The sequence below is a fragment of the Acidovorax sp. SUPP3434 genome, from assembly GCF_030159015.1.
Taxonomy (GTDB): domain Bacteria; phylum Pseudomonadota; class Gammaproteobacteria; order Burkholderiales; family Burkholderiaceae_C; genus Paracidovorax.
The window spans coordinates 155,555-178,600 of sequence record NZ_BQXL01000010.1 but is presented as its reverse complement, the minus strand read 5'-3'; the positions used below and the strand labels follow the sequence as shown (position 1 = coordinate 178,600).

The following is a 23,046-nucleotide window of genomic DNA, read 5'->3' as shown; positions in this document are numbered from 1 at the left end:
CGGGGGCGCCGCTGCGGGCGGGCCGCAAGGACGGGGCGGGAGGGATGTGCGAAGGGGCGCCGATTCTATCGGCGCGCAGGGCCCGGCGCCCCGTGCCCCCTCAGTGGTGGCCCGTGCGGGCCAGGTAGCGCTTGCGCCAGAACAGCGCGATCAGCGCCACCGCGATCACCGTCATCGAGCCCATCGCCCACCAGAAGCCGTCCTGCTTGTGCACCAGCGGAATGAACTCGAAGTTCATGCCGAAGATGCCCGCGATGAGGTTGAGCGGCAGGAACACGGCGGTGAGCGCCGTGAGCGTGCGCATGATGTCGTTGGTGCGGTTGCTCTGCACGCTGAAATGCATCTGCACCGCTGTCTCGGTGCTCTGCTCCAGCCGGCGCACGTGGTGTACCACGCGCTCGATGTGTTCCAGCACGTCGCGGCTGCGCACCTTGAGCAGGTCCAGCTCGCGCTGCAGCGCCGGGGTTTCAGGCTCGGGCCAGGTCTCCACCGCATCGATCCAGTCCTGCACGGCGGTGTTCTGGTCCTCGCAGATTTCGTCCAGCTGGTGCAGCGCCAGCCGGGCCTCCAGCAGCGCGCTCCAGTTGGCAAAGCGCGCGCGGGGCTTGAGCAGCTCGGCCTGCCAGTGGTCGAGCTGCCGGCTCAGCTCGCGGCGCAGGTCCAGGTAGCCGTCCACGATCAGGTTGACCACGCGCATCATCAGATCGGCGGGCGAGGTCGGCAGGCGCGCCACGGGCGAGGAACCGGGCGGCCGGTGGTCGCGCGGCGCATCGCCCCGGGCCTCCCCCCGCGCGGCGGCCAGCAGCCGCGCCGCATAGGCATCGCGCACCGCGCAGTCGGCCGGGTGCACCGACAGCAGCACCTGATCGAACACGGCGAACCCGACGGGGCTGGTGTCGATGCGGCGCAGCACCGGCGGGCCCGTCATGCGGCCTGGCGCCGCGGGAGGCGCGGTCTGCGGGCTTGCCGCGGTTGCCGCGCCAGCTGCGCTGGCCGGTGCTGCGCCCGGGCCGGCGGCCGCTAGGCGGCGGAACACCAGCAGGTCGTACTGCGAGGTGTAGTCGTAGTGCGATGGCAGCTGCGCGTTCAGCAGGTCGGACACGTGCAGGTCCACCAGCTGCAGGCCGGTGGTGGCCTGCAGCGCGGCCTGCAGCAGGCCCAGCTGCTCGCCGAAAGCCGCGCGGGTGCACGAGATCCAGTAAAAGCCGGCGGCCGGGGGCTGGGAGGGCAGGGCGGCCAGTTCGGTGGCGTTGCCCTGGTGGATGTGAAAGATGCGCATGGGGGCCTGGGGCGGGGCGGGGAAGACGCCGGCGCCGGCCCTGCGGGCAGGCGGCCGGGGGGCGGTCGCTTACTTTTGCAGCAGCCGCGCCGCGTCACGGGCGAAATACGTCAGCACGCCGTCGGCGCCGGCGCGCTTGAAGGCCAGCAGGCTTTCCATCATCACCGCGTCGTGGTCGAGCCAGCCGTTGGCGGCCGCGGCCTTGAGCATGGCGTACTCGCCGCTCACCTGGTAGGCGAAGGTGGGCACGCGGAACTCGTCCTTCACGCGGCGCACCACGTCCAGGTACGGCATGCCGGGCTTGACCATCACCATGTCGGCGCCTTCGGCGATATCGAGGGCCACCTCGCGCAGCGCCTCGTCGGTGTTGCCCGGGTCCATCTGGTACACGTTCTTGTCGGCCTTGCCCAGGGCGCCGCGCGTGCCCACGGCATCGCGGAACGGGCCGTAGAAGGCGCTCGCGTACTTGGCGCTGTAGGCCATGATGCGCGTGTGGATGTGGCCCTGCACTTCGAGCGCCTCGCGGATCGCACCGATGCGCCCGTCCATCATGTCGCTGGGCGCCACGATGTCCACGCCCGCCTCGGCATGCGTGAGCGCCTGGCCGGTGAGGATCTCCACCGTTTCGTCGTTGATGATGTAGCCGGTGGCATCGAGCACGCCGTCCTGGCCGTGGCTGGTGTAGGGGTCCAGCGCCACGTCGGTCATCACGCCCAGCGCGGGGAATTCCTTCTTGAGCGCCCGCACCACGCGGGGAATCAGGCCCTCGGGGTTGAGCGCCTCCTTGCCGTCCGGCGCCTTGAGCGCGGGGTCGATGGCCGGAAACAGCGCCAGCACCGGAATGCCCAGTTTCACGCAATCCTCGGCCACCGGCAGCAGGAGGTCCAGGCTCAGGCGCTCCACGCCCGGCATCGACGCGATGGCCTCGCTGCGGCCCTGGCCTTCGTGCACGAACACGGGGTAGATCAGATCGTGCGGCGTGACGGCATGCTCGCGCACGAGGTTGCGGGTGAAGGCATCGCGGCGCAGGCGGCGCGGACGGTTCTGGGGGAAGGGGGTGGGGCTGGACAGATGCATCCCGAAATTGTGCGCCACATTGCCGCGGGGCGGTCTCCGCCCGGCCCTTCGACGTGACGCCGGCAGCCGTGGTTTTTGCGCGTCGGACTCCGCCGGACGGCCCGACACGGCACGTACACTGCCCCCATGCTCTGGGTCAAAGCCTTTCACATCGTCTTCGTGGCCAGCTGGTTCGCCGGCCTGTTCTACCTGCCTCGGATCTTCGTCAACCTGGCCATGGTGGCACCGGGCTCGGCCGCCGAGCGCGACCGGCTCCTGCTCATGGCGCGCAAGCTGCTGCGCTTCACCACCTTCCTGGCCGTGCCGGCCATCGCTCTGGGGCTGTGGCTCTACCTGGGGTACGGCATCGGCCGCGGGCCGGGCAACGGCTGGATGCACGCCAAGCTCTTGGTCGTGGTGCTCGCCGTGGGCTATCACCATGCCTGCGGCGTGCTGCTGCGCAAGCTGGCCAGCGGCCAGAGCCGGCGCAGCCACCGCTGGTTCCGCTGGTTCAACGAAGTGCCGGTGCTGCTGCTGGTGGCCGCGGTGGTGCTGGTCGTCGTCAAACCCTTCTAACGCGCCGGCCGCGCGCTCCCGCCGTGCACAAGACCTCCGCCTGGCCCCTGGCGCTGATCTACGCGGCCCTCGTGGTCTTCGCCAGCCTGTTCCCCTTCGACGGCTGGCGCGAGCAGGGCATCTCGCCGTGGGTGTTCCTTACCGCCCGCATCCCCCCGCCGTACTGGACGTGGTTCGACGTCAACATCAACATCGCGGGCTATGCGCCGTTCGGCTTTCTGCTGGCGCTGGCCCTGCTGCGCACCGGCTGGCCGCGCTCTGCGGTGCCCGTGGCCGCGCTGGCGGGCGCGCTGCTCTCGATGCTGATGGAGTTCCTGCAGATCTACCTGCCGCGGCGCGTGCCCTCCAACATGGACCTGATGCTGAACGCGCTCGGCACACTGGGCGGTGCGCTGCTGGCGGCGCTGCTGGAGCGGCTGGGCGCGCTGGCCCGCTGGAGCCGGCTGCGGGCGCGGTGGTTCGTCGCCGACGCCAGCGGGGCGCTGGCCTTGCTCGCGCTGTGGCCGGTGGCGCTGCTGTTTCCCGCCGCCGTGCCGTTCGGGCTGGGCCAGATGTGGGAGCGGCTCGAGATCGCGCTGGAAGACCTGCTGGCCGACACCCCGTTCCTGGACTGGCTGCCGCTGCGCGAAACGCCGCTGGAAGCCCTGTCGCCCAGTGCCGAACTGCTGGCCGTGATGCTGGGCCTGCTCGTGCCCTGCCTGCTGGGCTACTGCGTGATCCGCCACATCGGCCGCCGTGTGGCTTTCTCGCTGGCCACGGTGGTAGCGGGCGTGTCGGTGACCGCGCTGTCCTCCGCGCTCAGCTACGGCCCGGCCCATGCCTGGGAGTGGCTCGGCACCCCGGCCCGCGTGGGCGTGTGGGCCGGCATGGCCGTCGCGCTGATGCTGGCCGGCCTGCCCCGCCGGGCCAGCGCCGCCGTGCTGCTATTGCTGCTGATGCTGCATCTGAACATCCTCAACCAGGCGCCCACCAGCGCCTATTTCGCCGACACCCTGCAGGCCTGGGAGCAGGGCCGCTTCATCCGCTTCTACGGCCTGGGCCAATGGCTGGGCTGGCTCTGGCCCTACGCCACCCTGGTTTATGTGGTGCAGCGCGTGGCCCGGCGCGACCGGGACCCGGCCGAGGGCCACGCGGATACCCCTGTTCGCATCGGCTCCTAAAATGCCCGGATGACCGACACCCCCACGCCGCCAGCCGCGCAGCCTGGCTACTACGCCCGCCACATCTTCTTTTGCCTGAACGACCGCACCAACGGCGAGGACAGTTGCGCCCACCACGGTGCCCAGGCCGCGTTCGACCGCTGCAAGTCCCAGGTCAAGGCGGCCGGCCTGTCCGGCCCCGGCAAGGTGCGGGTGAACAAGGCCGGCTGCCTGGACCGCTGCGCGGGCGGCCCCGTCGCCGTCGTGTATCCGGAAGGCACCTGGTACACCTTTGTGGATGGCAGCGACATCGACGAAATCGTGGAATCGCACCTGAAGAACGGTCAGGTCGTCGAGCGCCTGCTCACGCCGCCGGAACTCGGGCGCTGATTCGCGCGCCGATCGGTTTTTCAGTGTTTTTGGCTGTCTGCCCTAGATTTTATTGTCCTGACAGCTATTTATTTGATAGCAAATCCAGTGAATGCACAGACTGAACGCCTGACCCTCGCCGGCGCTGCCGGAGCCATCGAAGCGGCACGCGATGCGGCCCAGGCGCCGGACGGCGCGCCCTCGCGCGGCGTGGCGGTGATCGCCCACCCGCACCCGCTGTTCGGCGGCACTATGGACAACAAGGTGGTGCAGACCCTGGCGCGCGCCTTCGTGCACAGCGGCTGGACCGCGGTGCGCTTCAATTTCCGGGGTGTGGGCGCCAGCGCCGGCACGCACGACGCGGGCCAGGGCGAGCTGGAAGACTTCCTGGAAGTGGTGCGCCAGGCGGCGCCCGAGGGGCCGCTGGCCCTGGCGGGCTTCTCGTTCGGCGCCTTCGTCACCAGCCATGCGCTGGAGCGCCTGTGGGGCGAGCGCAGCATCGAGCGGGTGGTGCTGGTCGGCACCGCCGCCAGCCGCTTCACCGTGGCGCCCGTGCCGGCCGAGGCGCATGAGCGCACGCTGGTCGTGCACGGCGAGCAGGACGACACCGTACCGCTGTCGGCCGTCATGGACTGGGCGCGGCCGCAGATACTCCCCGTCACAGTCGTGCCCGGCGGCGGTCATTTCTTTCACGGACAATTGCCGCTCCTGAAAAACCTGGTGTCCCGCCACCTGCTGGCGGGGAACTGACCGCCCTCCAGACGCTCCCTACCGGGCACCGCACGGCGCGCCATCCCCGCCGCCGTTTTTGACCGTTTGGTTTGTTTCCTTGCCCCGAATGCCTGTTTCCATGAAGCCCTTCTTCTCCACGCTGCGTTCCTTCGTTCTTGCCGCCGTGCTGGCGCCTGCCGCCCTCTGGGCGCAGGGCCAAGCCCCCCAGCCCCCCGAGATCGCCGCGCGCAACTACCTGCTGCTCGACGTGACCGCCGGCCAGGTGCTCGCCGCCAAGGACATCGACGCGCCGGTCGAGCAGGCCTCGCTCACCAAGCTCATGACGGGCTACCTGGTCTTCGACGCGCTGCGCGCCAAGAAGATCACGCTGGAGCAGAAGCTGCCCGTGAGCGTGCTGGCCTGGAAGATGCCCGGCTCGCGCATGTTCATCGATCCCAAGATGCAGGTGCCGGTGGAAGACCTCATCAAGGGGATGATCGTGCAGTCGGGCAACGACGCCACCATGGCCCTGGCCGAAGGCGTGGGCGGCACGGCCGAGAACTTCGTCAAGCTCATGAACGACCAGGCCAAGGCCCTGGGCATGAAGAACACGGCCTACAAGAACCCCGAAGGCCTGACCGAGCCGGGCCACACGACCACCGCGCGCGACCTGGGCGTGCTGGCCACCCGCCTGATGCAGGAATTCCCCGAGTACATGCACTACTACGCGACCAAGCACTACGCGTACCCGGGCACGCCGCCCTCCAACGGCACCAACCGCAATTCGCTGCTGTTCCGCGATCCCACGGTGGACGGCCTCAAGACCGGCCACACCGCCGCTGCCGGCTACTGCCTGGTGGCCACGTCCAAGCGCGACTTTCCGAACGTCGGCCAGCGCCGTCTGCTGTCCATCGTGCTGGGCGCCTCCAGCGAGAACGCCCGGGCGAACGAGAGTCAGAAGCTCCTGAACTGGGGCTACACGGCCTTCGACGCCGTCAAGCTGTTCGACGCCGGCCAGCCCGCTGCCACGCCGGCTGTCTGGAAGGGCAAGCAGAACACCATCCAGATCGGCCGCCCGGATGCCATCGTCGTCACCGTGCCGTCGGGCAGCGCCGGCAAGGTCACGACGCAGATCGTGCGCACCGACCCGCTGGTGGCACCGTTCACCAAGGGTCAGTCGATCGGCACCCTGAAGGTGTCGCTGGGTGAGCAGCCCATCGCCGAAGTGCCGCTGGTGGCGCTGGAGACGGTGGAGCAGGCCGGCATCTTCGGCCGCGCCTGGGATGCCATCCGCCTGTGGATCAAGTGACACGGCGGCGGCCGGCTGGCCGCCCCGCGATTGCTCCATCAGCGCCAACCTGCTACATTAGAAGGCTTTTCGGAATTTCCGAAGGGATTCACGTTTTCGTTTTTCACGAAGCATTTCACGTTTAGGGACGTATTCATGCCAACCATCAATCAACTGGTCCGTCAGGGTCGCGAGGTCGAAAAGATCAAGTCGAAGAGCCCCGCGATGGAAAACTCTCCTCAGCGCCGCGGCGTGTGCACCCGTGTGTACACCACGACGCCAAAGAAGCCTAACTCCGCGCTGCGGAAGGTCGCCAAGGTTCGCCTGACCAACGGTTTCGAAGTCATTTCCTACATCGGCGGCGAAGGCCACAACCTGCAGGAACACAGCGTCGTGCTGGTTCGCGGCGGTCGTGTGAAGGACTTGCCCGGTGTGCGTTACCACATCGTGCGTGGCTCGCTCGACTTGCAAGGCGTGAAAGACCGCAAGCAAGCGCGTTCCAAGTACGGTGCCAAGAAGCCCAAGGCCAAGTAAGCCCTGCGCTTTTTTGCAAAAGATATCCGGTGCTGTTTCCCGCGTGGCGCGGTGATCCAGCGTAGTGACCCCAAGCGCAACTGTCTTGCGTGGGTCGAGTAAGTGGGAGTCCTGAATGGCTCTCGCGGTGTCTGAAAAGATGCCAACTGAAGCAAACATGAGGTGAAAAAATGCCACGTCGTCGCGAAGTCCCCAAACGTGAAATCCTGCCGGATCCCAAGTTCGGCAATGTAGAGCTGTCCAAATTCATGAACGTGATCATGGAAGGCGGCAAAAAGGCAGTGGCAGAGCGCATCATTTACGGCGCTCTGGAACTGATCGAGAAGAAGCACCCTGACAAGGACCCTCTGGAGGCGTTCACCGTTGCCATCAACAACGTGAAGCCCATGGTCGAAGTGAAGTCCCGCCGCGTGGGCGGTGCCAACTACCAGGTGCCTGTGGAAGTGCGCCCCGTGCGCCGTCTGGCACTGTCGATGCGCTGGATCAAGGAAGCCGCCCGCAAGCGTGGCGAAAAGTCGATGGCGCAACGCCTGGCCAACGAACTGCTGGAAGCCACGGAAGGCCGTGGCGGCGCGATGAAGCGCCGTGACGAAGTGCACCGCATGGCCGAAGCCAACAAGGCATTCAGCCACTTCCGCTTCTAAGCCTCTAGGCTTTCTCCGGTGCAAACGTAAGGCCGCTGGCATTTTCTGCCTGCGGCCTTATCTTGATTCAGGTCGCCGGCAAATTGTGGTGCTGCGTCGCAAAAGCGGGTGGCCCATCACAACGAACACAACGTTCAACCAAGGATTTACCATGGCTCGCAAGACCCCCATCGAGCGCTACCGCAATATCGGTATCTCGGCCCACATCGACGCTGGCAAGACCACGACGACCGAGCGGATTCTTTTCTACACCGGTGTGAACCACAAGATCGGTGAAGTGCATGACGGCGCAGCCACCATGGACTGGATGGAGCAGGAGCAAGAGCGCGGCATCACGATCACGTCGGCTGCCACCACCTGCTTCTGGAGCGGCATGGACCGTTCGTTCCCCGAGCACCGCATCAACATCATCGACACCCCCGGCCACGTGGACTTCACGATCGAGGTGGAGCGTTCCATGCGCGTGCTGGACGGCGCCTGCATGGTGTATTGCGCCGTGGGCGGCGTGCAGCCACAGTCGGAAACCGTGTGGCGCCAAGCGAACAAGTACAAGGTGCCCCGCCTCGCGTTCGTGAACAAGATGGACCGTACCGGTGCCAACTTCTTCAAGGTCGTTGAGCAGATGAAGCTGCGCCTGAAGGCCAACCCCGTGCCGATCGTGATCCCGATCGGTGCCGAAGAAAACTTCACGGGCGTGGTCGACCTGCGCAAGATGAAGGCCATCATCTGGGACGAAGCCTCGCAAGGCATGAAGTTCACCTTCGAAGAGATCCCCGCCGACCTGCTGGAAACGGCCAAGGAATGGCGCGAGAAGATGGTCGAGGCGGCTGCTGAAGCCTCCGAAGACCTGATGAACAAATACCTGGAAGAAGGTGATCTTTCCGAAGAGGAAATCACCCTCGGCCTGCGCACGCGCGCCATCGCCTGCGAAATCCAGCCCATGCTGTGCGGCACGGCCTTCAAGAACAAGGGTGTGCAGCGCATGCTGGACGCCGTGATCGAACTGATGCCTTCGCCGGTGGACATTCCTCCCGTGGGCGGCACCGACGACGACGAGCAGCCGACGAGCCGCAAGGCCGACGACTCGGAAAAGTTCTCTGCCCTGGCGTTCAAGCTGATGACCGACCCGTTCGTGGGTCAGCTGACGTTCGTGCGCGTGTATTCCGGCGTTCTGTCCAAGGGCGACACGGTGTACAACCCCGTGCGCGGCAAGAAGGAACGCATTGGCCGTATCGTGCAGATGCACGCCAACAACCGCGAAGAAGTCGATGAAATCCGCGCTGGCGACATCGCCGCCTGCGTGGGCCTGAAAGACGTGACGACCGGTGAAACCCTGTGCGATCCCTCTGCCATCGTGACGCTGGAGCGCATGGTGTTCCCTGAGCCCGTGATCCGTCAGGCCGTGGAGCCCAAGTCGAAGGCCGACCAGGAAAAGATGGGTATCGCGCTGGGCCGTCTGGCTGCCGAAGATCCTTCGTTCCGCGTCAGCACCGACGAAGAATCCGGCCAGACCATCATCGGCGGCATGGGCGAGCTCCACCTGGAAATCATCGTGGACCGCATGAAGCGCGAATTCGGCGTGGAAGCCAACGTTGGCAAGCCCCAGGTGGCCTACCGCGAAACCATCCGCAAGACGGTGGAAGAGGCCGAAGGCAAGTTCGTTCGCCAGTCCGGTGGTAAGGGTCAGTACGGCCACGTCGTGCTCAAGATCGAGCCGAACGAAGCCGGCAAGGGCATCGAGTTCGTCGACGCCATCAAGGGCGGTGTGGTTCCTCGCGAATTCATCCCCGCGGTGGAAAAGGGCATCAACGAAGCCGTCACGCAAGGTGTGCTGGCCGGCTACCCGGTGGTGGACGTCAAGGTCACGCTGCACTTCGGTTCGTACCACGATGTGGACTCGAACGAACTCGCGTTCAAGATGGCCGCCATCTTCGGTTTCAAGGAAGGTTGCCGCAAGGCCAACCCCGTGATTCTCGAGCCCATGATGGCCGTGGAAGTCGAAACGCCGGAAGACTACGCTGGTACGGTGATGGGCGACTTGTCGTCCCGCCGTGGCATGGTGCAGGGCATGGACGACATGGTCGGCGGCGGCAAGGCCATCAAGGCGGAAGTGCCCCTGTCGGAAATGTTCGGCTACTCGACCTCGCTGCGCTCCGCAACGCAAGGCCGTGCCACCTACTCGATGGAATTCAAGCACTACAGCGAAGCCCCTCGCAACGTGTCGGAAGCCATCATGGCTGCACGCGCCAAGTAATTGGCAAAGGGAGGGGCGGCTTCGGCGGCCCCTTTCGGTTGGTTTGATGGAATTGGTTGCCAGCGACTATCGAGTAGGCGCTGGCAGCTATGAAAAAAATAGCAGCAAGATCCTTGCAATCTGCGACCCGGTGCCGTCCTGTTGCCCTGTGCGGGACGACTCAGCAATCGGGTGCAGACGTTAAACCCTGACACAGGCATTGCTCTTTGGAGATTCAAAATGGCAAAAGGTAAGTTCGAACGTACCAAGCCCCACGTGAACGTGGGCACCATCGGTCACGTGGACCATGGCAAGACGACGCTGACGGCGGCCATCGCCACGGTGCTATCCTCCAAGTTCGGCGGCGAAGCCAAGGCATACGACCAGATCGACGCAGCGCCCGAAGAAAAGGCCCGCGGCATCACGATCAACACCGCTCACGTGGAATACGAAACGGCCAACCGCCACTACGCCCACGTGGACTGCCCCGGTCACGCCGACTATGTGAAGAACATGATCACCGGCGCTGCCCAGATGGACGGCGCCATCCTGGTGTGCTCGGCCGCTGACGGCCCCATGCCCCAGACCCGCGAGCACATCCTGCTGGCCCGCCAAGTGGGCGTGCCTTACATCATCGTGTTCCTGAACAAGTGCGACATGGTCGATGACGAAGAGCTGCTCGAACTCGTCGAAATGGAAGTGCGCGAACTCCTGGACAAGTACAACTTCCCAGGCGACGACACCCCCATCATCCGCGGTTCCGCCAAGCTCGCCCTGGAAGGCGACAAGGGCGCCCTGGGTGAAGAAGCCATCATGAAGCTGGCCGAAGCCCTGGACTCGTACATCCCCACGCCCGAGCGCGCTGTGGACGGCGCATTCCTGATGCCCGTGGAAGACGTGTTCTCGATCTCCGGTCGTGGCACCGTGGTGACGGGCCGTATCGAGCGCGGCATCATCAAGGTCGGCGAAGAAATCGAAATCGTCGGTATCCGCGACACGCAAAAGACCACCTGCACCGGCGTGGAAATGTTCCGCAAGCTGCTGGACCAAGGCCAGGCTGGCGACAACGTCGGCCTGCTGCTGCGCGGTACCAAGCGCGAAGACGTGGAACGCGGCCAAGTGCTGTGCAAGCCCAACTCCATCAAGCCGCACACGCACTTCACCGCCGAGGTGTACGTGCTGTCCAAGGACGAAGGTGGCCGTCACACGCCTTTCTTCAACAACTACCGTCCTCAGTTCTACTTCCGCACGACCGACGTGACTGGCGCCATCGAGCTGCCAGCCGACAAGGAAATGGTCATGCCCGGCGACAACGTGTCGATCACCGTCAAGCTGATCAACCCCATCGCCATGGAAGAAGGCCTGCGCTTCGCCATCCGTGAAGGCGGCCGTACCGTCGGCGCCGGCGTCGTGGCCAAGATCATTGCTTAAGCCTCAGGCACAAAGGAACTTGCCATGTCCAAGCAAAAAATCCGCATCCGCCTGAAGGCGTTTGATTACAAGCTGATCGACCAGTCCGCTGCCGAGATCGTTGATACCGCCAAGCGCACCGGCGCCATCGTCAAGGGCCCCGTGCCCCTGCCGACGCGCATGAAGCGTTTCGACATCCTGCGTTCGCCGCACGTCAACAAAACCAGCCGCGACCAGCTCGAAATCCGCACGCACCAGCGCCTGATGGACATCGTCGATCCGACGGACAAGACGGTGGACGCGCTGATGAAGCTCGACCTGCCGGCTGGCGTGGACGTCGAAATCAAGCTGCAGTAATCTGCCGGCTCCGGGGCGCGGCGGTTGCTGCGCACCAACACATAACGCGGACTTGCTTGCAAAAGCAGTCCGCGTTATACTTTGCGGCTTCGCCTTTTTTGCGCTTTGCGTGACGGCGGCGGAGTTTTATTAACCTTCTTTCGCGCACGGCGGTGCAAACGTTGTGCAAACGCTTTGGCCAATTGAAGTCGAGGCGGTGAAAGTTTTGGAGAAAATCAATGAGTCAAAGCAACTCCCAAGGGTTGCTGGGCCGCAAGGTGGGCATGATGCGTCTGTTCACCGATGACGGGGACGCAGTGCCCGTCACGGTGGTGGATGTGTCCAACAACCGCGTGACCCAGGTTAAAACCCAAGAGAACGATGGCTACGTGGCCTTGCAGGTCACGTTTGGTTCGCGCAAGGCATCGCGCGTGACCAAGCCCGCAGCGGGCCATCTGGCGAAGGCCGGCGTCGAAGCCGGTGAAGTGATCCGCGAATTCCGCGTGACCGCTGACGTCGCCGCCCAGTACGCCGTCGGTTCCACCGTCCCCGTGACGCTGTTCACCGTGGGCCAGAAGGTGGACGTGCAAGGCACGTCGATCGGCAAGGGCTACGCTGGAACGATCAAGCGCCACAACATGGCCTCGCAGCGCGCATCGCACGGTAACAGCCGTTCGCACAATGTGCCTGGCTCCATCGGTATGGCACAAGACCCCGGTCGTGTGTTCCCCGGTAAGCGCATGACCGGCCACCTGGGCGATGTCACCAAGACCACGCAAAACCTCGATGTCATCCGCATCGACGAAGCGCGTCAACTGCTCTTGATCAAGGGCGCCATTCCGGGCTCCAAGGGTGGGTTCGTGACGGTGCGTCCGGCAGTCAAGGCCAAAGCTTCCAAGGGAGCGAACTAATGCAGCTCGAACTCCTGAATGACCAAGGCCAGGCCGCATCGAAGTTCGATGCGCCCGAAACCGTGTTCGGTCGCGAATACAACGAAGATCTGGTTCACCAGATCGTGGTGGCTTACCAGGCCAATGCCCGCCAGGGCACGCGTGCTCAAAAAGACCGCGAACAGGTCAAGCACTCCACCAAGAAGCCCTTCAAGCAAAAAGGCACTGGCCGCGCTCGCGCCGGTATGACCTCCTCGCCTCTGTGGCGTGGGGGCGGTCGCATCTTCCCGAATCTGCCTGAAGAAAACTTCACGCAGAAGATCAACAAGAAGATGTACCGCGCCGGCATGGCTGCGATCTTTTCGCAGCTGGCCCGTGAAGGCCGCCTGGCCGTGGTGGACTCGCTGACGCTGGAAAGCCCCAAGACCAAGGTGCTCGCCGACAAGTTCAAGGCGATGAACCTGCAGTCGGTGATGGTGATCGCCGACGAAGTGGACGAAAACCTGTACCTCGCTTCGCGCAATCTGAAGAACGTGTTCATCGTCGAACCCCGTTACGCAGACCCCGTGTCGCTGGTGCACTACAAGAAAGTGCTCGTCACCAAGGGCGCGATCGACAAACTCAAGGAGATGTTCGCATGAGCACGCCCAAGTTTGACGAAGGTCGTCTGATGCAAGTGCTGGTCGCTCCCATCGTGTCCGAAAAGGCCACCATGGTTGCCGAGAAGTCCAATGCTGTGACGTTCAAGGTGCTGCAGAACGCAACCAAGCCAGAAATCAAGGCCGCTGTGGAATTGATGTTCAAGGTCGAGGTCAAGGGCGTTTCTGTGGTGAACACCAAAGGCAAGGCCAAGCGTTTTGGCAAGACCATGGGCCGTCGCGACAACGTGCGCAAGGCTTATGTCACGCTGCAACCAGGTCAAGAGCTGAACCTGTCCGGGGAGGCCGCGTAATCATGGCCGTCATCAAAATGAAACCCACTTCGCCCGGCCAACGTGCCGTGGTGAAGGTTACCCGTGACCACCTGTACAAGGGTGAAGCGTATGCGCCGCTGCTGGAGCCTCAGTTCCAGAAGGCCGGTCGCAACAACAACGGTCACATCACGACCCGCCACAAGGGCGGCGGTCACAAGCACCACTACCGTGTGGTGGATTTCGTCCGCAACAAGGATGGCATCCCCGCAAAGGTCGAGCGCATTGAATACGATCCGAACCGTACGGCCCACATCGCTCTGGTGTGCTATGCCGACGGCGAGCGCCGTTACATCATTGCCCCCCGTGGTCTGGAAGTCGGCAGCACGCTCCTGAGCGGCTCCGAAGCCCCGATCCGCGCAGGCAACACGCTGCCGATTCGCAACATCCCCGTGGGTTCGACCATCCACTGCATCGAGCTCAAGCCCGGTGCCGGTGCACAGATCGCACGCTCGGCAGGTGCTTCCGCAACGCTGCTGGCCCGTGAAGGCACGTACGCCCAGGTGCGCATGCGCTCTGGCGAAGTGCGCAAGATCCACATCGAGTGCCGTGCAACCATCGGCGAAGTCGCCAACGAAGAGCACAGCCTGCGCCAACTCGGCAAGGCCGGTGTGAAGCGTTGGATGGGTATTCGCCCAACGGTTCGTGGCGTGGCCATGAACCCGGTGGATCACCCTCACGGTGGTGGCGAAGGCCGCACCGGCGAAGGCCGCCATGCAGTCGATCCTTGGGGCAATCTGACCAAGGGTTATCGCACCCGCAACAACAAGCGCACACAAGTGATGATTGTGTCGCGTCGCAAGAAGTAAGGGATAACAAATGACTCGCTCTCTCAAAAAGGGTCCGTTTGTTGACCACCACTTGATGGCAAAGGTCGAAAAGGCCATTGCGACCAAGGACAAGAAACCAGTCAAGACCTGGTCGCGTCGCTCCATGGTTCTGCCCGATTTCATCGGTCTGACCATTGCCGTGCACAACGGCAAGCAGCACGTACCGGTGTATGTCACCGACCAGATGGTGGGCCACAAGCTGGGCGAATTCGCCCTGACGCGCACCTTCAAGGGTCACCCCGCGGACAAGAAAGTCCAGAAGAAGTAAGGAACGACCATGTCTGAAACACGTGCAGTCCTCCGGGGCGTCCGTCTGTCGGTCGACAAGGGCCGTCTGGTCGCTGATCTGATCCGCGGCAAGAAGGTCGACCAGGCTCTGAACATCCTGACGTTCACGCAGAAAAAAGCTGCAGGAATCGTCAAGAAGGTGCTGGAGTCCGCCATCGCCAACGCTGAGCACAACGACGGCGCCGACATCGACGAACTGAAGGTCAAGACCATCTACGTCGAACAAGGCACCACGCTCAAGCGTTTCACCGCGCGCGCCAAAGGCCGCGGCAATCGCATCAGCAAGCCCACGTGCCATGTGTACGTGACGGTTGGCAACTGAAGGCCCGAGGAAGACTATGGGACAGAAAATCCATCCTACCGGCTTCCGCCTGGCGGTCAGCCGCAACTGGGCCAGCCGTTGGTACGCGAGCAACCGTGACTTCGCCGGCATGCTTGCCGAAGACATCAAGGTGCGCGAATACCTGAAGGCCAAGCTGAAGAACGCTGCCGTCTCGCGCATCCTGATCGAGCGCCCCGCCAAGAATGCCCGCATCACCATCTACTCGGCACGTCCGGGCGTGGTGATCGGCAAGAAGGGCGAAGACATCGAGAACCTGAAGAAGGAACTCGCTACGCGTCTGGGCGTGCCGGTCGCAGTGAACATCGAAGAAGTGCGCAAGCCCGAAATCGATGCCAAGCTGATCGCCGACAGCATCACGCAACAGCTGGAAAAGCGGATCATGTTCCGCCGCGCCATGAAGCGCGCCATGCAAAACGCCATGCGTCTGGGTGCCCAGGGCATCAAGATCATGTCGTCCGGCCGTCTGAACGGGATTGAAATCGCCCGTTGCGAGTGGTACCGCGAAGGTCGCGTGCCGCTTCACACCCTGCGCGCCGACATCGACTACGGCACGTCCGAAGCCAAGACCACCTACGGCGTCATCGGCGTCAAGGTCTGGGTCTACAAGGGCGATACGCTGGGCCGCAACGATCTGCCGGCAGTGGAAACACCGCGTCCAGAAGAAGAGCGTCGTCCCCGTGGCCCGCGTCGCGATGGCCGCCCAGGTGGCGATCGTCCGGGTGCAGGCCGTGGTGGTCCACGCCGTCCAGCCGGTGCCAATGCGGCACCTGCAGACGGTAGCGACAAGCCCGCCGGTGCCGGTGGCGCCGATAACACCGCCGTTAAGCGCGTTCGCAAGGTTGACGCGCCCGCTACAGCAGCGGACGGCAAAGGAGAATAAAGATGCTGCAACCCGCTCGCCGCAAGTACCGCAAAGAGCAGAAGGGCCGTAACACCGGCGTTGCCACCCGTGGCAATTCGGTGGCCTTCGGCGACTTCGGCCTGAAGTGCACGGACCGTGGCCGTCTGACGGCCCGCCAGATCGAGGCCGCACGCCGTGCGATCTCCCGTCACGTGAAACGTGGCGGCCGTATCTGGATCCGCGTGTTCCCCGACAAGCCGATCTCCACCAAGCCCGCCGAAGTTCGGATGGGTAACGGTAAGGGTAACCCCGAATATTACGTGGCTGAAATTCAGCCCGGCAAGGTGGTGTTCGAGATCGTCGGTGTGCCCGAAGAACTGGCCCGTGAAGCGTTCCGCCTGGCTGCTGCCAAGCTGCCGCTGCGCACCACGTTCGTGGCCCGTCAAATTGGCGCTTAAATTCAGGAGAATCGAAATGACGAAAGCTGCTGAACTGCGCCAAAAAGACGTCGCTGGCATCGAAACCGAAATCAAGTCCTTGCAAAAGGCCCACTTCGGTCTGCGCATGCAGAAGGCCACGCAACAACTGGCAAACACCAATACGCTGCGTATCACCCGTCGGGATATCGCTCGTGCCAAGACCATTCTTGCTGAAAAGCAAGCCGCCAAGTAAGGAGCCCACATGACGGAAGCTAAAAAATCCCTCAAGCGCACCTTGATTGGCAAGGTGGTCAGCGACAAGCGTACGAAGACCGTGACCGTGCTGGTCGAGCGCCGTGTGAAGCACGAGCTCTACGGCAAGATCGTGGCGAAATCCAGCAAGTACCACGCCCATGACGAAAAGGGCGAGTACAAGTTGGGTGACACCATCGAGATCACGGAAAGCCGTCCGATCTCCAAGACCAAGAACTGGGTTGCCACCCGTCTGGTCCAGAAGGCCGCACTGGTCTGATTGGCAGATCCTTACAAGCCTACGGGCTTGTTGGCTGCAAAGCCGCTCAAAACGACCCACAATGCTGGGTCGTTTTGTTTTTTGGGGCCCGCGTTCTGCAGGTCCCTCATTCCACACCCTAGGAGCCCAGCATGATCAAAGTCGGTGAAACCCTGCCTGCCATCACCTTGATGGAATATTCTGAAGTCGAAGGCGACGGTTGCAGCCTCGGTCCCAACCCTGTCGCAGTGGACCAGGCCACCACCGGCAAGACCATCGCGCTGTTTGCCGTGCCAGGTGCCTTCACGCCAACCTGTTCCGCCAAGCATGTTCCCGGGTATGTGGAGCAGGCCGAGGCCTTCAAGGCCGCGGGTGTGGACGAGATCTGGTGCCTGAGCGTGAATGACGCGTTTGTGATGGGCGCCTGGGCGCGCGATCAGAAGACCCAGGGCAAGGTGCGCATGCTGGCCGACGGCGATGCCGCTTTTGCCAAGGCCACAGGCCTGACGCTGGATCTGAACGGCAAGGGACTGGGCCTGCGCAGCAATCGGTATTCGATGCTGGTGAAAGATGGCAAGGTGGCATCGCTGAACATCGAAGCGCCCGGCAAGTTCGAAGTGAGCGACGCGGCGACGCTGCTGGCACAGGCCAAGGGCTGAACGCAAAAGGTGCCGCTGGCTCGGGGATAGGAGAGGAAATTGCCCGTTTCGTGTCCAGCGCGATGCGGTTTGTTCGGTGACCTCATCGCATGGCGCTGGTGATGGCAGGACGGTCCCCGGGGTCGATACGGACCGTTGTGCCAAGCACCACGCTGGCCATGGCGGCGAAGGCGCCGGGATGCTCCGCCCCTTCGCGCGCTCGCTGTGCCTTAATCGATATCCGCCTTGAGGTAGTGCGACCCTGCGATGGGGTTGTGATAGTAGGGCGGAATTTCTTCGAAGCCCAGGTCGGCATACAGCGCACGAGCCGATTCCATGCCATCAAGCGTATCGAGCAGCACGCAGGCATATCCCGCTTGCCGCGCCGCATCGAGAATGGCCTCTGCCAGTTGCCGGCCGAGACCGAAACCACGGAATGCCTTGCGCACATACAGGCGCTTCATTTCGCTGGCGTTGGGGTAATCGGCGTTGTCCATGGGGCGCAGCGCACAGCAGCCCGCGATGGCACCGTCCACTTCCGCCAGCAGGATTTGGCCGCGCGGCGGTGCATAGTCCGCCGGCAGGGTGGCCAGTTCGGCCTCGAAGTTCTGAAAATACAGGTCGATGCCCAAGCTGTCGGCATATTCCCGGAAGATGTCGCGCACAGCGTCCATCTCGGCAGGAAGGGTCGGCGTCAGCAGGGCCACGGAAGGCTGGTCCACAGGCGGTTGCTAGGAACGAAGGAACTGTCAGTGTAGCGGGCTCTGCCTGACCGATTCAATCGACGGCTGGTCGCGGATGGGGCGGTAGCCGTGGAGCGGGGATCAGGTCTCTGCCAGCAGGCGCTCGATGAGCCGATGGAGTTCGGGGAAGTCGGGAGCCCCCACATAGGTCTTGACGATCTCGCCGCGCTTGTTGACGATGAAGGTGGACGGGGTGAGCTTGACGTCGCCCCAGGCCTGGGCCACCGCGCCGGTGTTGTCGATGGCGACCTTGAACGGCAGTTGGCGGGTTTCGGCAAAATTCACCACATAGCTCGGTGGGTCGTAGCTCATGGCGACGGCCAAGGTGTCGAATCCCTGTGCCCGGTATTTCTGGTAGGTCGCCACGACCTCGGGCATCTCGGCCACGCAGGTGACGCAGCTGGTGGCCCAGAAGTTGACCAGGGTGACCTGGCCATGCAGATCGGCGGTGGTCTTCTTGGAGCCGTCCAGCAGCACGAAGGTCGATTGCGGTGCCTGGGACGTGCCGGCGCCCAGGAACACGAAGGCGCCGATGCCTGCGAATGCCGCCACTGCCGCGGCGCCCAACCAATGCTTGATGCCCATTGCGCTCTTTCCACCTGTGCCTGCACGGTGCGTGCAGTTGTCTGTCGACATTTTGCCGGACGGCCCGGATCTTCGGGGTGATGGAGCGCAAGGCCCTTCGAAAGTTCGCTGATCCTGCGAAGCCGAAGTCCCGGGTTAACTTGGAGGGACCAGCGCCCCGCCAACGGCAGGCGGGGCGGCCGAGCGCTCGGATGCCAAAGGCACGGACAAGCCACGACCGGCCCATGGCGGCTCTCCGGATAATGCACGGATGCATCGCCCCATCGCTATCGCCACCGCACTGACCCTGTGCCTTGTCGGCTGCAGCCCCGCGCTGAACTGGCGCAGCGTGCCACTGGAAAGCGCCGGTATCACGGTGCTGCTGCCTTGCAAGCCGGATCACGCCACACGGCCGGTGGATCTGGGTGGGCGGCCCGCGGATCTGGCCATGGTGGGCTGCGAGGCCGATGGCGCGACGTTTGCCGTTTCGCACATGGTGGTCGAAGACCCCTCGCAGGCGGGCGCTGTCCTCGCGCAGTGGCGGGCGGCGGTGCTGGCACGCATGCAGGCGCCGGCGGCAGGGGATGCCGAAGCGGGTGCTGTTGCCTTCGTGCCGGCCGGTGCCTTGGCCCTGCCGCAGTCGGTGCGGCTGCAAGCCCAGGGGCGGGGCAGCGACGGCGGTGCGGTGACCGCGCAAGCCGTCTGGTTTGCCCGCATGGAAGGGCGGCAGGCGCGTCTGTACCACGCGGTGGTCTATACGGCCGCCCCGCGCATGGCGGTCGCGGACACGTTCTTTGCCGGACTGGCGCTGCCATGATCGGGGTCGCCTCTCCTTCCTCAGGCCTTGCGCGCGGGCTGCGAATGCCCATCGAGGGCTGCACGCGGCGCCATAATGCGGTTCACTCCATCGCCCCATGAGCAGCACGCGCATCCTCATCATCGCCCACTCCCCGCTGGCCCATGCGCTGCGCGAGTGCGCTCTCCATGTGTTTCCCGACTGTGGCGAGGAGGTGCTCGCGTTCGACGTGCATCCCCACACGCCGCCCGAAGAGACCCTGGCCACCGCACGCATCCTGCTGGCCTCGCACGAAGGCGATTCGCCCACGCTGGTGCTGACCGACGTGTTCGGCGCCACGCCGTGCAACGTTGCACAGCGCCTGGTGGATGGCGAGCATTCGCGGCTGGTCACCGGCGTGAATCTGCCCATGCTGCTGCGCACCGTGAGCTACCGGCACGAACCGCTGGAGGCGCTCGTTTCTCGCGCGGTGGTCGGCGGCACCCAGGGCGTGATGCAGGTGGCGATCTCGGCCCCGCAGAACCAGATACGACGTTCCCACCATGATCAAGACGACCATCACCATCAGCAATAAGCTGGGCCTGCATGCCCGGGCGTCCGCCAAGCTCACGAAGCTGGCAGGCAGTTTTCCGTGCGATGTCTGGCTGGCCAAGGGCGAGCGGCGCATCAATGCCAAGAGCATCATGGGCGTCATGATGCTGGCCGCCGGGCTGGGCTCGACGGTCGAATTGGAGACCAATGGCGCGCAGGAGCAAGAAGCCATGGATGCGCTTCGGGCCCTGATCGACGGCAAGTTCGGCGAAGGGGAGTGATGTGCGGCCCGAGCTGATCGCCTGCCGCGCCGCCTGCCAGCCTGCGCGCGCCGCGGGCAGGCCAGGAGCTCCAGCGCCATGACGTTCGCCGTCCACGGTCTGGCGGTCGCCCGCGGCATCGCCATCGGGCGCGCCGTGCTGGTCGCGTCGAGCCGCGTGGACGTGGCGCACTATTTCATCGACGCGGACCAGGTCGGCGCGGAGATCGTGCGCGTGCGCAACGGCCGCAACGCCGTGGTGGAGGAGCTGCAGCGCCTGCAGGCCGAGATGCCGCACGATGCGCCCCCCGAGTTGGCGGCGCTGCTCGACGTGCACATGATGCTGCTGCAGGACGAGGCGCTGGTGAGCGGCGTCAAGCATTGGATCACCGACCGCCTCTACAACGCCGAATGGGCGCTGACCACCCAACTGGAGGTCATCGCGCGCCAGTTCGACGAGATGGAGGACGAGTACCTGCGCGAGCGCAAGGCCGACCTGGAGCAGGTGGTGGAGCGCGTCCTGCGCCACATGAAAGGCGTGGCCAGCCCGGTGGCGCCGCCGCCCAGCAGCCCGCGCCGCAGCAACCAGCAGGACCTGCTGCTGGACGACACGGTGGACGTGCCCCTCGTGCTGGTGGCCCACGACCTGTCGCCGGCCGACATGCTGCAGTTCAAGAAGAGCGTGTTCGCCGGTTTCGTGACGGACGTGGGCGGCAAGACCTCGCACACGGCCATCGTGGCGCGCAGCATGGACATCCCCGCGGTGGTGGGCGCGCGCGCCGCCAGCCAGCTGGTGCGGCAGGACGACTGGGTCATCATCGACGGCGATGCCGGCGTGATGATCGTGGACCCGTCGCCCATCATCCTGGCCGAATACGGGTTCCGCCAGCGCCAGACCACGTTGGAGCGCGAGCGCCTGTCGCGCCTGCGCCATACGCCAGCGGTCACGCTGGATGGGCAGAAGATCGAGCTGCTGGCCAACATCGAGCAGCCTGCCGACGCGGCCGCTGCGCTGCGCGGCGGCGCTGCGGGCGTGGGCCTGTTCCGCAGCGAATTCATGTTCATGGGGCGCAACGGCAACCTGCCGGGCGAGGAAGAGCAGTACCAGGCCTACCGCGAGGCGGTACAGGGCATGAACGGCATGCCCGTCACGCTGCGCACCATCGACGTGGGGGCCGACAAGCCGCTCGACAAAGGTTACAAGGACAGCTACCTGAACCCCGCGCTCGGCCTGCGCGCCATCCGCTGGAGCCTGGCCGATCCGGCCATGTTCCGAACGCAGCTGCGCGCCGTGCTGCGCGCGGCCGTGCATGGCCCGGTGAACCTGCTGTTCCCGATGCTCGCGCACGTGAGCGAGATCCAGCAGACCCTCGCCCAGGTGGAGATGGCCCGCGCCGAGCTGAATGCGCGCGGCGTGGCGCATGGGCCGGTGCAACTGGGGGCGATGATCGAGGTGCCGGCCGCCGCGCTCATGGTGCGCAGCTTCCTGAAGTATTTCGACTTCCTGTCGATCGGCACCAACGACCTGATCCAGTACACCCTGGCCATCGACCGCGCCGACGAGGCCGTGGCCCACCTCTACGACCCCCTGCACCCCGCCGTGCTGCAACTGGTGGCCCAGGTGATTGCCGAGGGCGAGCGGCAGGGCAAGAGCGTGTGCGTGTGCGGCGAGACGGCAGGCGACGTCTCCATGACGCGGCTGCTGCTGGGCCTGGGCCTGCGCAGCTTTTCCATGCACCCGGCGCAGATCCTCGCGGTCAAGCAGGAGGTGCTGCGCGCCGACACTCGCAAGCTCGGGCCGTGGGCGCAGGGCGTGCTCGCCTCGGACGACCCGGCCGCGCTGCTGGCCGAATAATTTGCTATAAATTTAATAGCTAAAGAGGCAGTGAATCTCCCGGCATCGGGCCTGTTTGACCGGATGCCGCTGCGCCAGCCTTGCCGGCGGCGCTCCCGTCAGAAAACCTGGGCCAGCGTGACGATGAGGCGCCCTTTGTTGGGCGAGTAGCGCGCGGCATCCGCTGCCGGGCCGGTTGCGGCCGCATAGGCGGCCTGCCGGTTGGCCCCCTGCAATGCCCCGGTGAGCGAGAGCCCGCCGCCGAAGTCGTAGGCCGCACCGACCTGGTAATCGACGTAGCTGGGCCATCCCAGGCGGCGGATGTCTCCGGCCATTCGCGTATAGCCGATGGCGGCCTTCAAGCTGAGCTGCGGGCCCAGTGCGTGGCTGTACGCCAGGTTCACATAGCCCGTGTTGCGCCCCGACAGGCCCGAGCCCGCCCGGGCGCCCGCATAGCCGAAATAGTCGTCCGACACCGTGTGCGAGTACTTGAGCGTGAACGTGCCCAGGGCCTCGTCGGCATGGGTGGCGCTGGCATACAGCTCGGTGGTGTTGCCGCTGCGGTTGCCGGGGTAGAGGTAGGCGAGGGCGCCCACGTCGAGATCGGTGGCACCGGCCTTCCATTTGTAGCCGCCGTAGAGGTCGCTCTCCAGGTGGTTGCCGCGCAGCCAGTTCACGCTGGCGTTCCAGTTGCCCACGTACCAGCCACTGTCACCGAAGGCGTAGTCGACTCCGCCCTGCACCGCCGGCTTGAAGGCGCCGGTCTTGGCGAACTGGTTCGAACGGAGCATGTCCTGGTCCTGCCCGCGGAACTTGTAGTTCGAGGTGAGGGCAAGGTTGCCCGTGAACTGGGCGTGGGCCAGCAGCGGCAGGGCCGCGCACAGGGCGGCGGCCAGGGGAAGGGCTCTGAAAACGGGGAAAGGGGTCATGGCTTCACGCGGTCGTTGGAAAAGCGCAAAGCGTAGGCAGGCACCCGTAAAAACGGTGTCAAAAGCATGGCACCGCCCATCAAGA

General features: G+C 64.7%; 30 protein-coding genes. 25 read left to right on the top strand and 5 right to left on the bottom strand.

Annotated features, from left to right (window positions below; translation table 11 throughout):
• Positions 1-100: 100 nt before the first annotated feature.
• Positions 101-1,279, bottom strand: coding sequence for a magnesium transporter CorA family protein (locus AVKW3434_RS16510; protein WP_284406700.1), 1,179 nt, complete (start codon positions 1,277-1,279; stop codon positions 101-103).
• 69 nt (positions 1,280-1,348) lie between these two features.
• On the bottom strand, positions 1,349-2,356 hold the full coding sequence (gene hemB / locus AVKW3434_RS16505) for a porphobilinogen synthase (RefSeq protein WP_284394575.1): 1,008 nt from the start codon (positions 2,354-2,356) through the stop codon (positions 1,349-1,351).
• 126 nt (positions 2,357-2,482) lie between these two features.
• Between hemB and AVKW3434_RS16500 the strand changes: the two genes are divergently transcribed.
• From AVKW3434_RS16500 to AVKW3434_RS16400, 21 genes are all read left to right on the top strand, one after another.
• Positions 2,483-2,911, top strand: coding sequence for a CopD family protein (locus AVKW3434_RS16500; protein ID WP_272565831.1), 429 nt, complete (start codon positions 2,483-2,485; stop codon positions 2,909-2,911).
• 23 nt (positions 2,912-2,934) lie between these two features.
• Positions 2,935-4,071 (top strand): VanZ family protein, encoded by a 1,137-nt coding sequence (locus AVKW3434_RS16495; protein ID WP_272565830.1) that lies wholly within the window; start codon positions 2,935-2,937, stop codon positions 4,069-4,071.
• A gap of 9 nt (positions 4,072-4,080) precedes the next feature.
• On the top strand, positions 4,081-4,440 hold the full coding sequence (locus AVKW3434_RS16490; RefSeq protein ID WP_284406699.1) for a (2Fe-2S) ferredoxin domain-containing protein: 360 nt from the start codon (positions 4,081-4,083) through the stop codon (positions 4,438-4,440).
• 87 nt (positions 4,441-4,527) lie between these two features.
• Positions 4,528-5,169 carry an alpha/beta hydrolase gene (locus tag AVKW3434_RS16485; RefSeq protein ID WP_284406698.1) on the top strand — a complete coding sequence of 214 codons (642 nt, stop codon included), beginning with the start codon at positions 4,528-4,530 and terminating at the stop codon, positions 5,167-5,169.
• A gap of 100 nt (positions 5,170-5,269) precedes the next feature.
• A complete protein-coding gene (locus tag AVKW3434_RS16480; protein WP_284406697.1) occupies positions 5,270-6,439 on the top strand; it encodes a D-alanyl-D-alanine carboxypeptidase family protein in 1,170 nt (389 codons plus the stop codon).
• 135 nt (positions 6,440-6,574) lie between these two features.
• Positions 6,575-6,952, top strand: a complete 378-nt coding sequence (gene rpsL / locus AVKW3434_RS16475) for a 30S ribosomal protein S12 (RefSeq protein ID WP_010104110.1) — start codon at positions 6,575-6,577, stop codon at positions 6,950-6,952.
• Positions 6,953-7,122: 170 nt separating this feature from the next.
• Positions 7,123-7,596: a 30S ribosomal protein S7 gene (rpsG, locus tag AVKW3434_RS16470; RefSeq protein WP_056668881.1), complete on the top strand. Its 474-nt coding sequence runs from the start codon at positions 7,123-7,125 to the stop codon at positions 7,594-7,596.
• Positions 7,597-7,747: 151 nt separating this feature from the next.
• The gene (fusA, locus tag AVKW3434_RS16465) at positions 7,748-9,850 is read left to right on the top strand and encodes an elongation factor G (RefSeq protein WP_272565827.1); all 2,103 of its coding nucleotides are present in this window, start codon (positions 7,748-7,750) and stop codon (positions 9,848-9,850) included.
• A gap of 219 nt (positions 9,851-10,069) precedes the next feature.
• Positions 10,070-11,260, top strand: coding sequence for an elongation factor Tu (gene tuf, locus AVKW3434_RS16460; protein WP_272549654.1), 1,191 nt, complete (start codon positions 10,070-10,072; stop codon positions 11,258-11,260).
• A 24-nt stretch (positions 11,261-11,284) separates the two neighbouring features.
• Positions 11,285-11,596, top strand: coding sequence for a 30S ribosomal protein S10 (gene rpsJ / locus AVKW3434_RS16455; RefSeq protein WP_005796953.1), 312 nt, complete (start codon positions 11,285-11,287; stop codon positions 11,594-11,596).
• 218 nt (positions 11,597-11,814) lie between these two features.
• Positions 11,815-12,486 carry a 50S ribosomal protein L3 gene (rplC, locus tag AVKW3434_RS16450; RefSeq protein WP_272549647.1) on the top strand — a complete coding sequence of 224 codons (672 nt, stop codon included), beginning with the start codon at positions 11,815-11,817 and terminating at the stop codon, positions 12,484-12,486.
• Positions 12,486-13,106 (top strand): 50S ribosomal protein L4, encoded by a 621-nt coding sequence (gene rplD, locus AVKW3434_RS16445; protein ID WP_092745107.1) that lies wholly within the window; start codon positions 12,486-12,488, stop codon positions 13,104-13,106. The genes rplC and rplD overlap by 1 nt, the downstream gene beginning before the upstream one ends.
• On the top strand, positions 13,103-13,417 hold the full coding sequence (gene rplW, locus AVKW3434_RS16440; RefSeq protein ID WP_272549645.1) for a 50S ribosomal protein L23: 315 nt from the start codon (positions 13,103-13,105) through the stop codon (positions 13,415-13,417). Before rplD ends, rplW begins: the two co-directional genes overlap by 4 nt.
• A 2-nt stretch (positions 13,418-13,419) precedes the next feature.
• The gene (rplB, locus tag AVKW3434_RS16435; protein ID WP_092745109.1) at positions 13,420-14,244 is read left to right on the top strand and encodes a 50S ribosomal protein L2; all 825 of its coding nucleotides are present in this window, start codon (positions 13,420-13,422) and stop codon (positions 14,242-14,244) included.
• A gap of 10 nt (positions 14,245-14,254) precedes the next feature.
• On the top strand, positions 14,255-14,533 hold the full coding sequence (gene rpsS, locus AVKW3434_RS16430; RefSeq protein ID WP_272565826.1) for a 30S ribosomal protein S19: 279 nt from the start codon (positions 14,255-14,257) through the stop codon (positions 14,531-14,533).
• Positions 14,534-14,542: 9 nt separating this feature from the next.
• Entirely contained in the window at positions 14,543-14,875 is a 333-nt protein-coding gene (gene rplV, locus AVKW3434_RS16425) for a 50S ribosomal protein L22 (protein WP_005796970.1), read from the top strand.
• Positions 14,876-14,891: 16 nt separating this feature from the next.
• Positions 14,892-15,776, top strand: a complete 885-nt coding sequence (rpsC, locus tag AVKW3434_RS16420; RefSeq protein ID WP_272565825.1) for a 30S ribosomal protein S3 — start codon at positions 14,892-14,894, stop codon at positions 15,774-15,776.
• Between the two features lie 2 nt (positions 15,777-15,778).
• Positions 15,779-16,195: a 50S ribosomal protein L16 gene (gene rplP / locus AVKW3434_RS16415; RefSeq protein ID WP_056662458.1), complete on the top strand. Its 417-nt coding sequence runs from the start codon at positions 15,779-15,781 to the stop codon at positions 16,193-16,195.
• A gap of 16 nt (positions 16,196-16,211) precedes the next feature.
• The gene (gene rpmC, locus AVKW3434_RS16410) at positions 16,212-16,409 is read left to right on the top strand and encodes a 50S ribosomal protein L29 (protein WP_272549639.1); all 198 of its coding nucleotides are present in this window, start codon (positions 16,212-16,214) and stop codon (positions 16,407-16,409) included.
• Between the two features lie 9 nt (positions 16,410-16,418).
• Positions 16,419-16,688 (top strand): 30S ribosomal protein S17, encoded by a 270-nt coding sequence (gene rpsQ, locus AVKW3434_RS16405; RefSeq protein ID WP_092745113.1) that lies wholly within the window; start codon positions 16,419-16,421, stop codon positions 16,686-16,688.
• 131 nt (positions 16,689-16,819) lie between these two features.
• Positions 16,820-17,326, top strand: a complete 507-nt coding sequence (locus AVKW3434_RS16400) for a peroxiredoxin (RefSeq protein ID WP_272565822.1) — start codon at positions 16,820-16,822, stop codon at positions 17,324-17,326.
• Between the two features lie 209 nt (positions 17,327-17,535).
• Here the strand turns inward: AVKW3434_RS16400 and AVKW3434_RS16395 are convergent, their stop codons facing one another.
• Together AVKW3434_RS16395 and AVKW3434_RS16390 are read right to left on the bottom strand one after the other, a co-directional pair.
• Positions 17,536-18,027, bottom strand: a complete 492-nt coding sequence (locus AVKW3434_RS16395) for a GNAT family N-acetyltransferase (protein WP_284394511.1) — start codon at positions 18,025-18,027, stop codon at positions 17,536-17,538.
• Positions 18,028-18,129: 102 nt separating this feature from the next.
• On the bottom strand, positions 18,130-18,633 hold the full coding sequence (locus AVKW3434_RS16390) for a TlpA disulfide reductase family protein (RefSeq protein ID WP_272565820.1): 504 nt from the start codon (positions 18,631-18,633) through the stop codon (positions 18,130-18,132).
• A 250-nt stretch (positions 18,634-18,883) separates the two neighbouring features.
• Between AVKW3434_RS16390 and AVKW3434_RS16385 the strand changes: the two genes are divergently transcribed.
• The 4 genes from AVKW3434_RS16385 (at position 18,884) to ptsP (ending at position 22,053) form a co-directional block, all read left to right on the top strand.
• The gene (locus tag AVKW3434_RS16385; protein WP_284406696.1) at positions 18,884-19,429 is read left to right on the top strand and encodes a hypothetical protein; all 546 of its coding nucleotides are present in this window, start codon (positions 18,884-18,886) and stop codon (positions 19,427-19,429) included.
• A 97-nt stretch (positions 19,430-19,526) separates the two neighbouring features.
• A complete protein-coding gene (locus AVKW3434_RS16380) occupies positions 19,527-19,982 on the top strand; it encodes a PTS sugar transporter subunit IIA (protein ID WP_272565817.1) in 456 nt (151 codons plus the stop codon).
• Positions 19,951-20,220: an HPr family phosphocarrier protein gene (locus tag AVKW3434_RS16375; RefSeq protein WP_272549631.1), complete on the top strand. Its 270-nt coding sequence runs from the start codon at positions 19,951-19,953 to the stop codon at positions 20,218-20,220. Before AVKW3434_RS16380 ends, AVKW3434_RS16375 begins: the two co-directional genes overlap by 32 nt.
• Before the next feature lie 78 nt (positions 20,221-20,298).
• A complete protein-coding gene (gene ptsP / locus AVKW3434_RS16370) occupies positions 20,299-22,053 on the top strand; it encodes a phosphoenolpyruvate--protein phosphotransferase (RefSeq protein WP_284406695.1) in 1,755 nt (584 codons plus the stop codon).
• 98 nt (positions 22,054-22,151) lie between these two features.
• On the opposite strand, the gene AVKW3434_RS16365 is transcribed toward ptsP, so the two are convergent.
• A complete protein-coding gene (locus tag AVKW3434_RS16365) occupies positions 22,152-22,961 on the bottom strand; it encodes a TorF family putative porin (RefSeq protein ID WP_284406694.1) in 810 nt (269 codons plus the stop codon).
• Positions 22,962-23,046 lie beyond the last annotated feature (85 nt).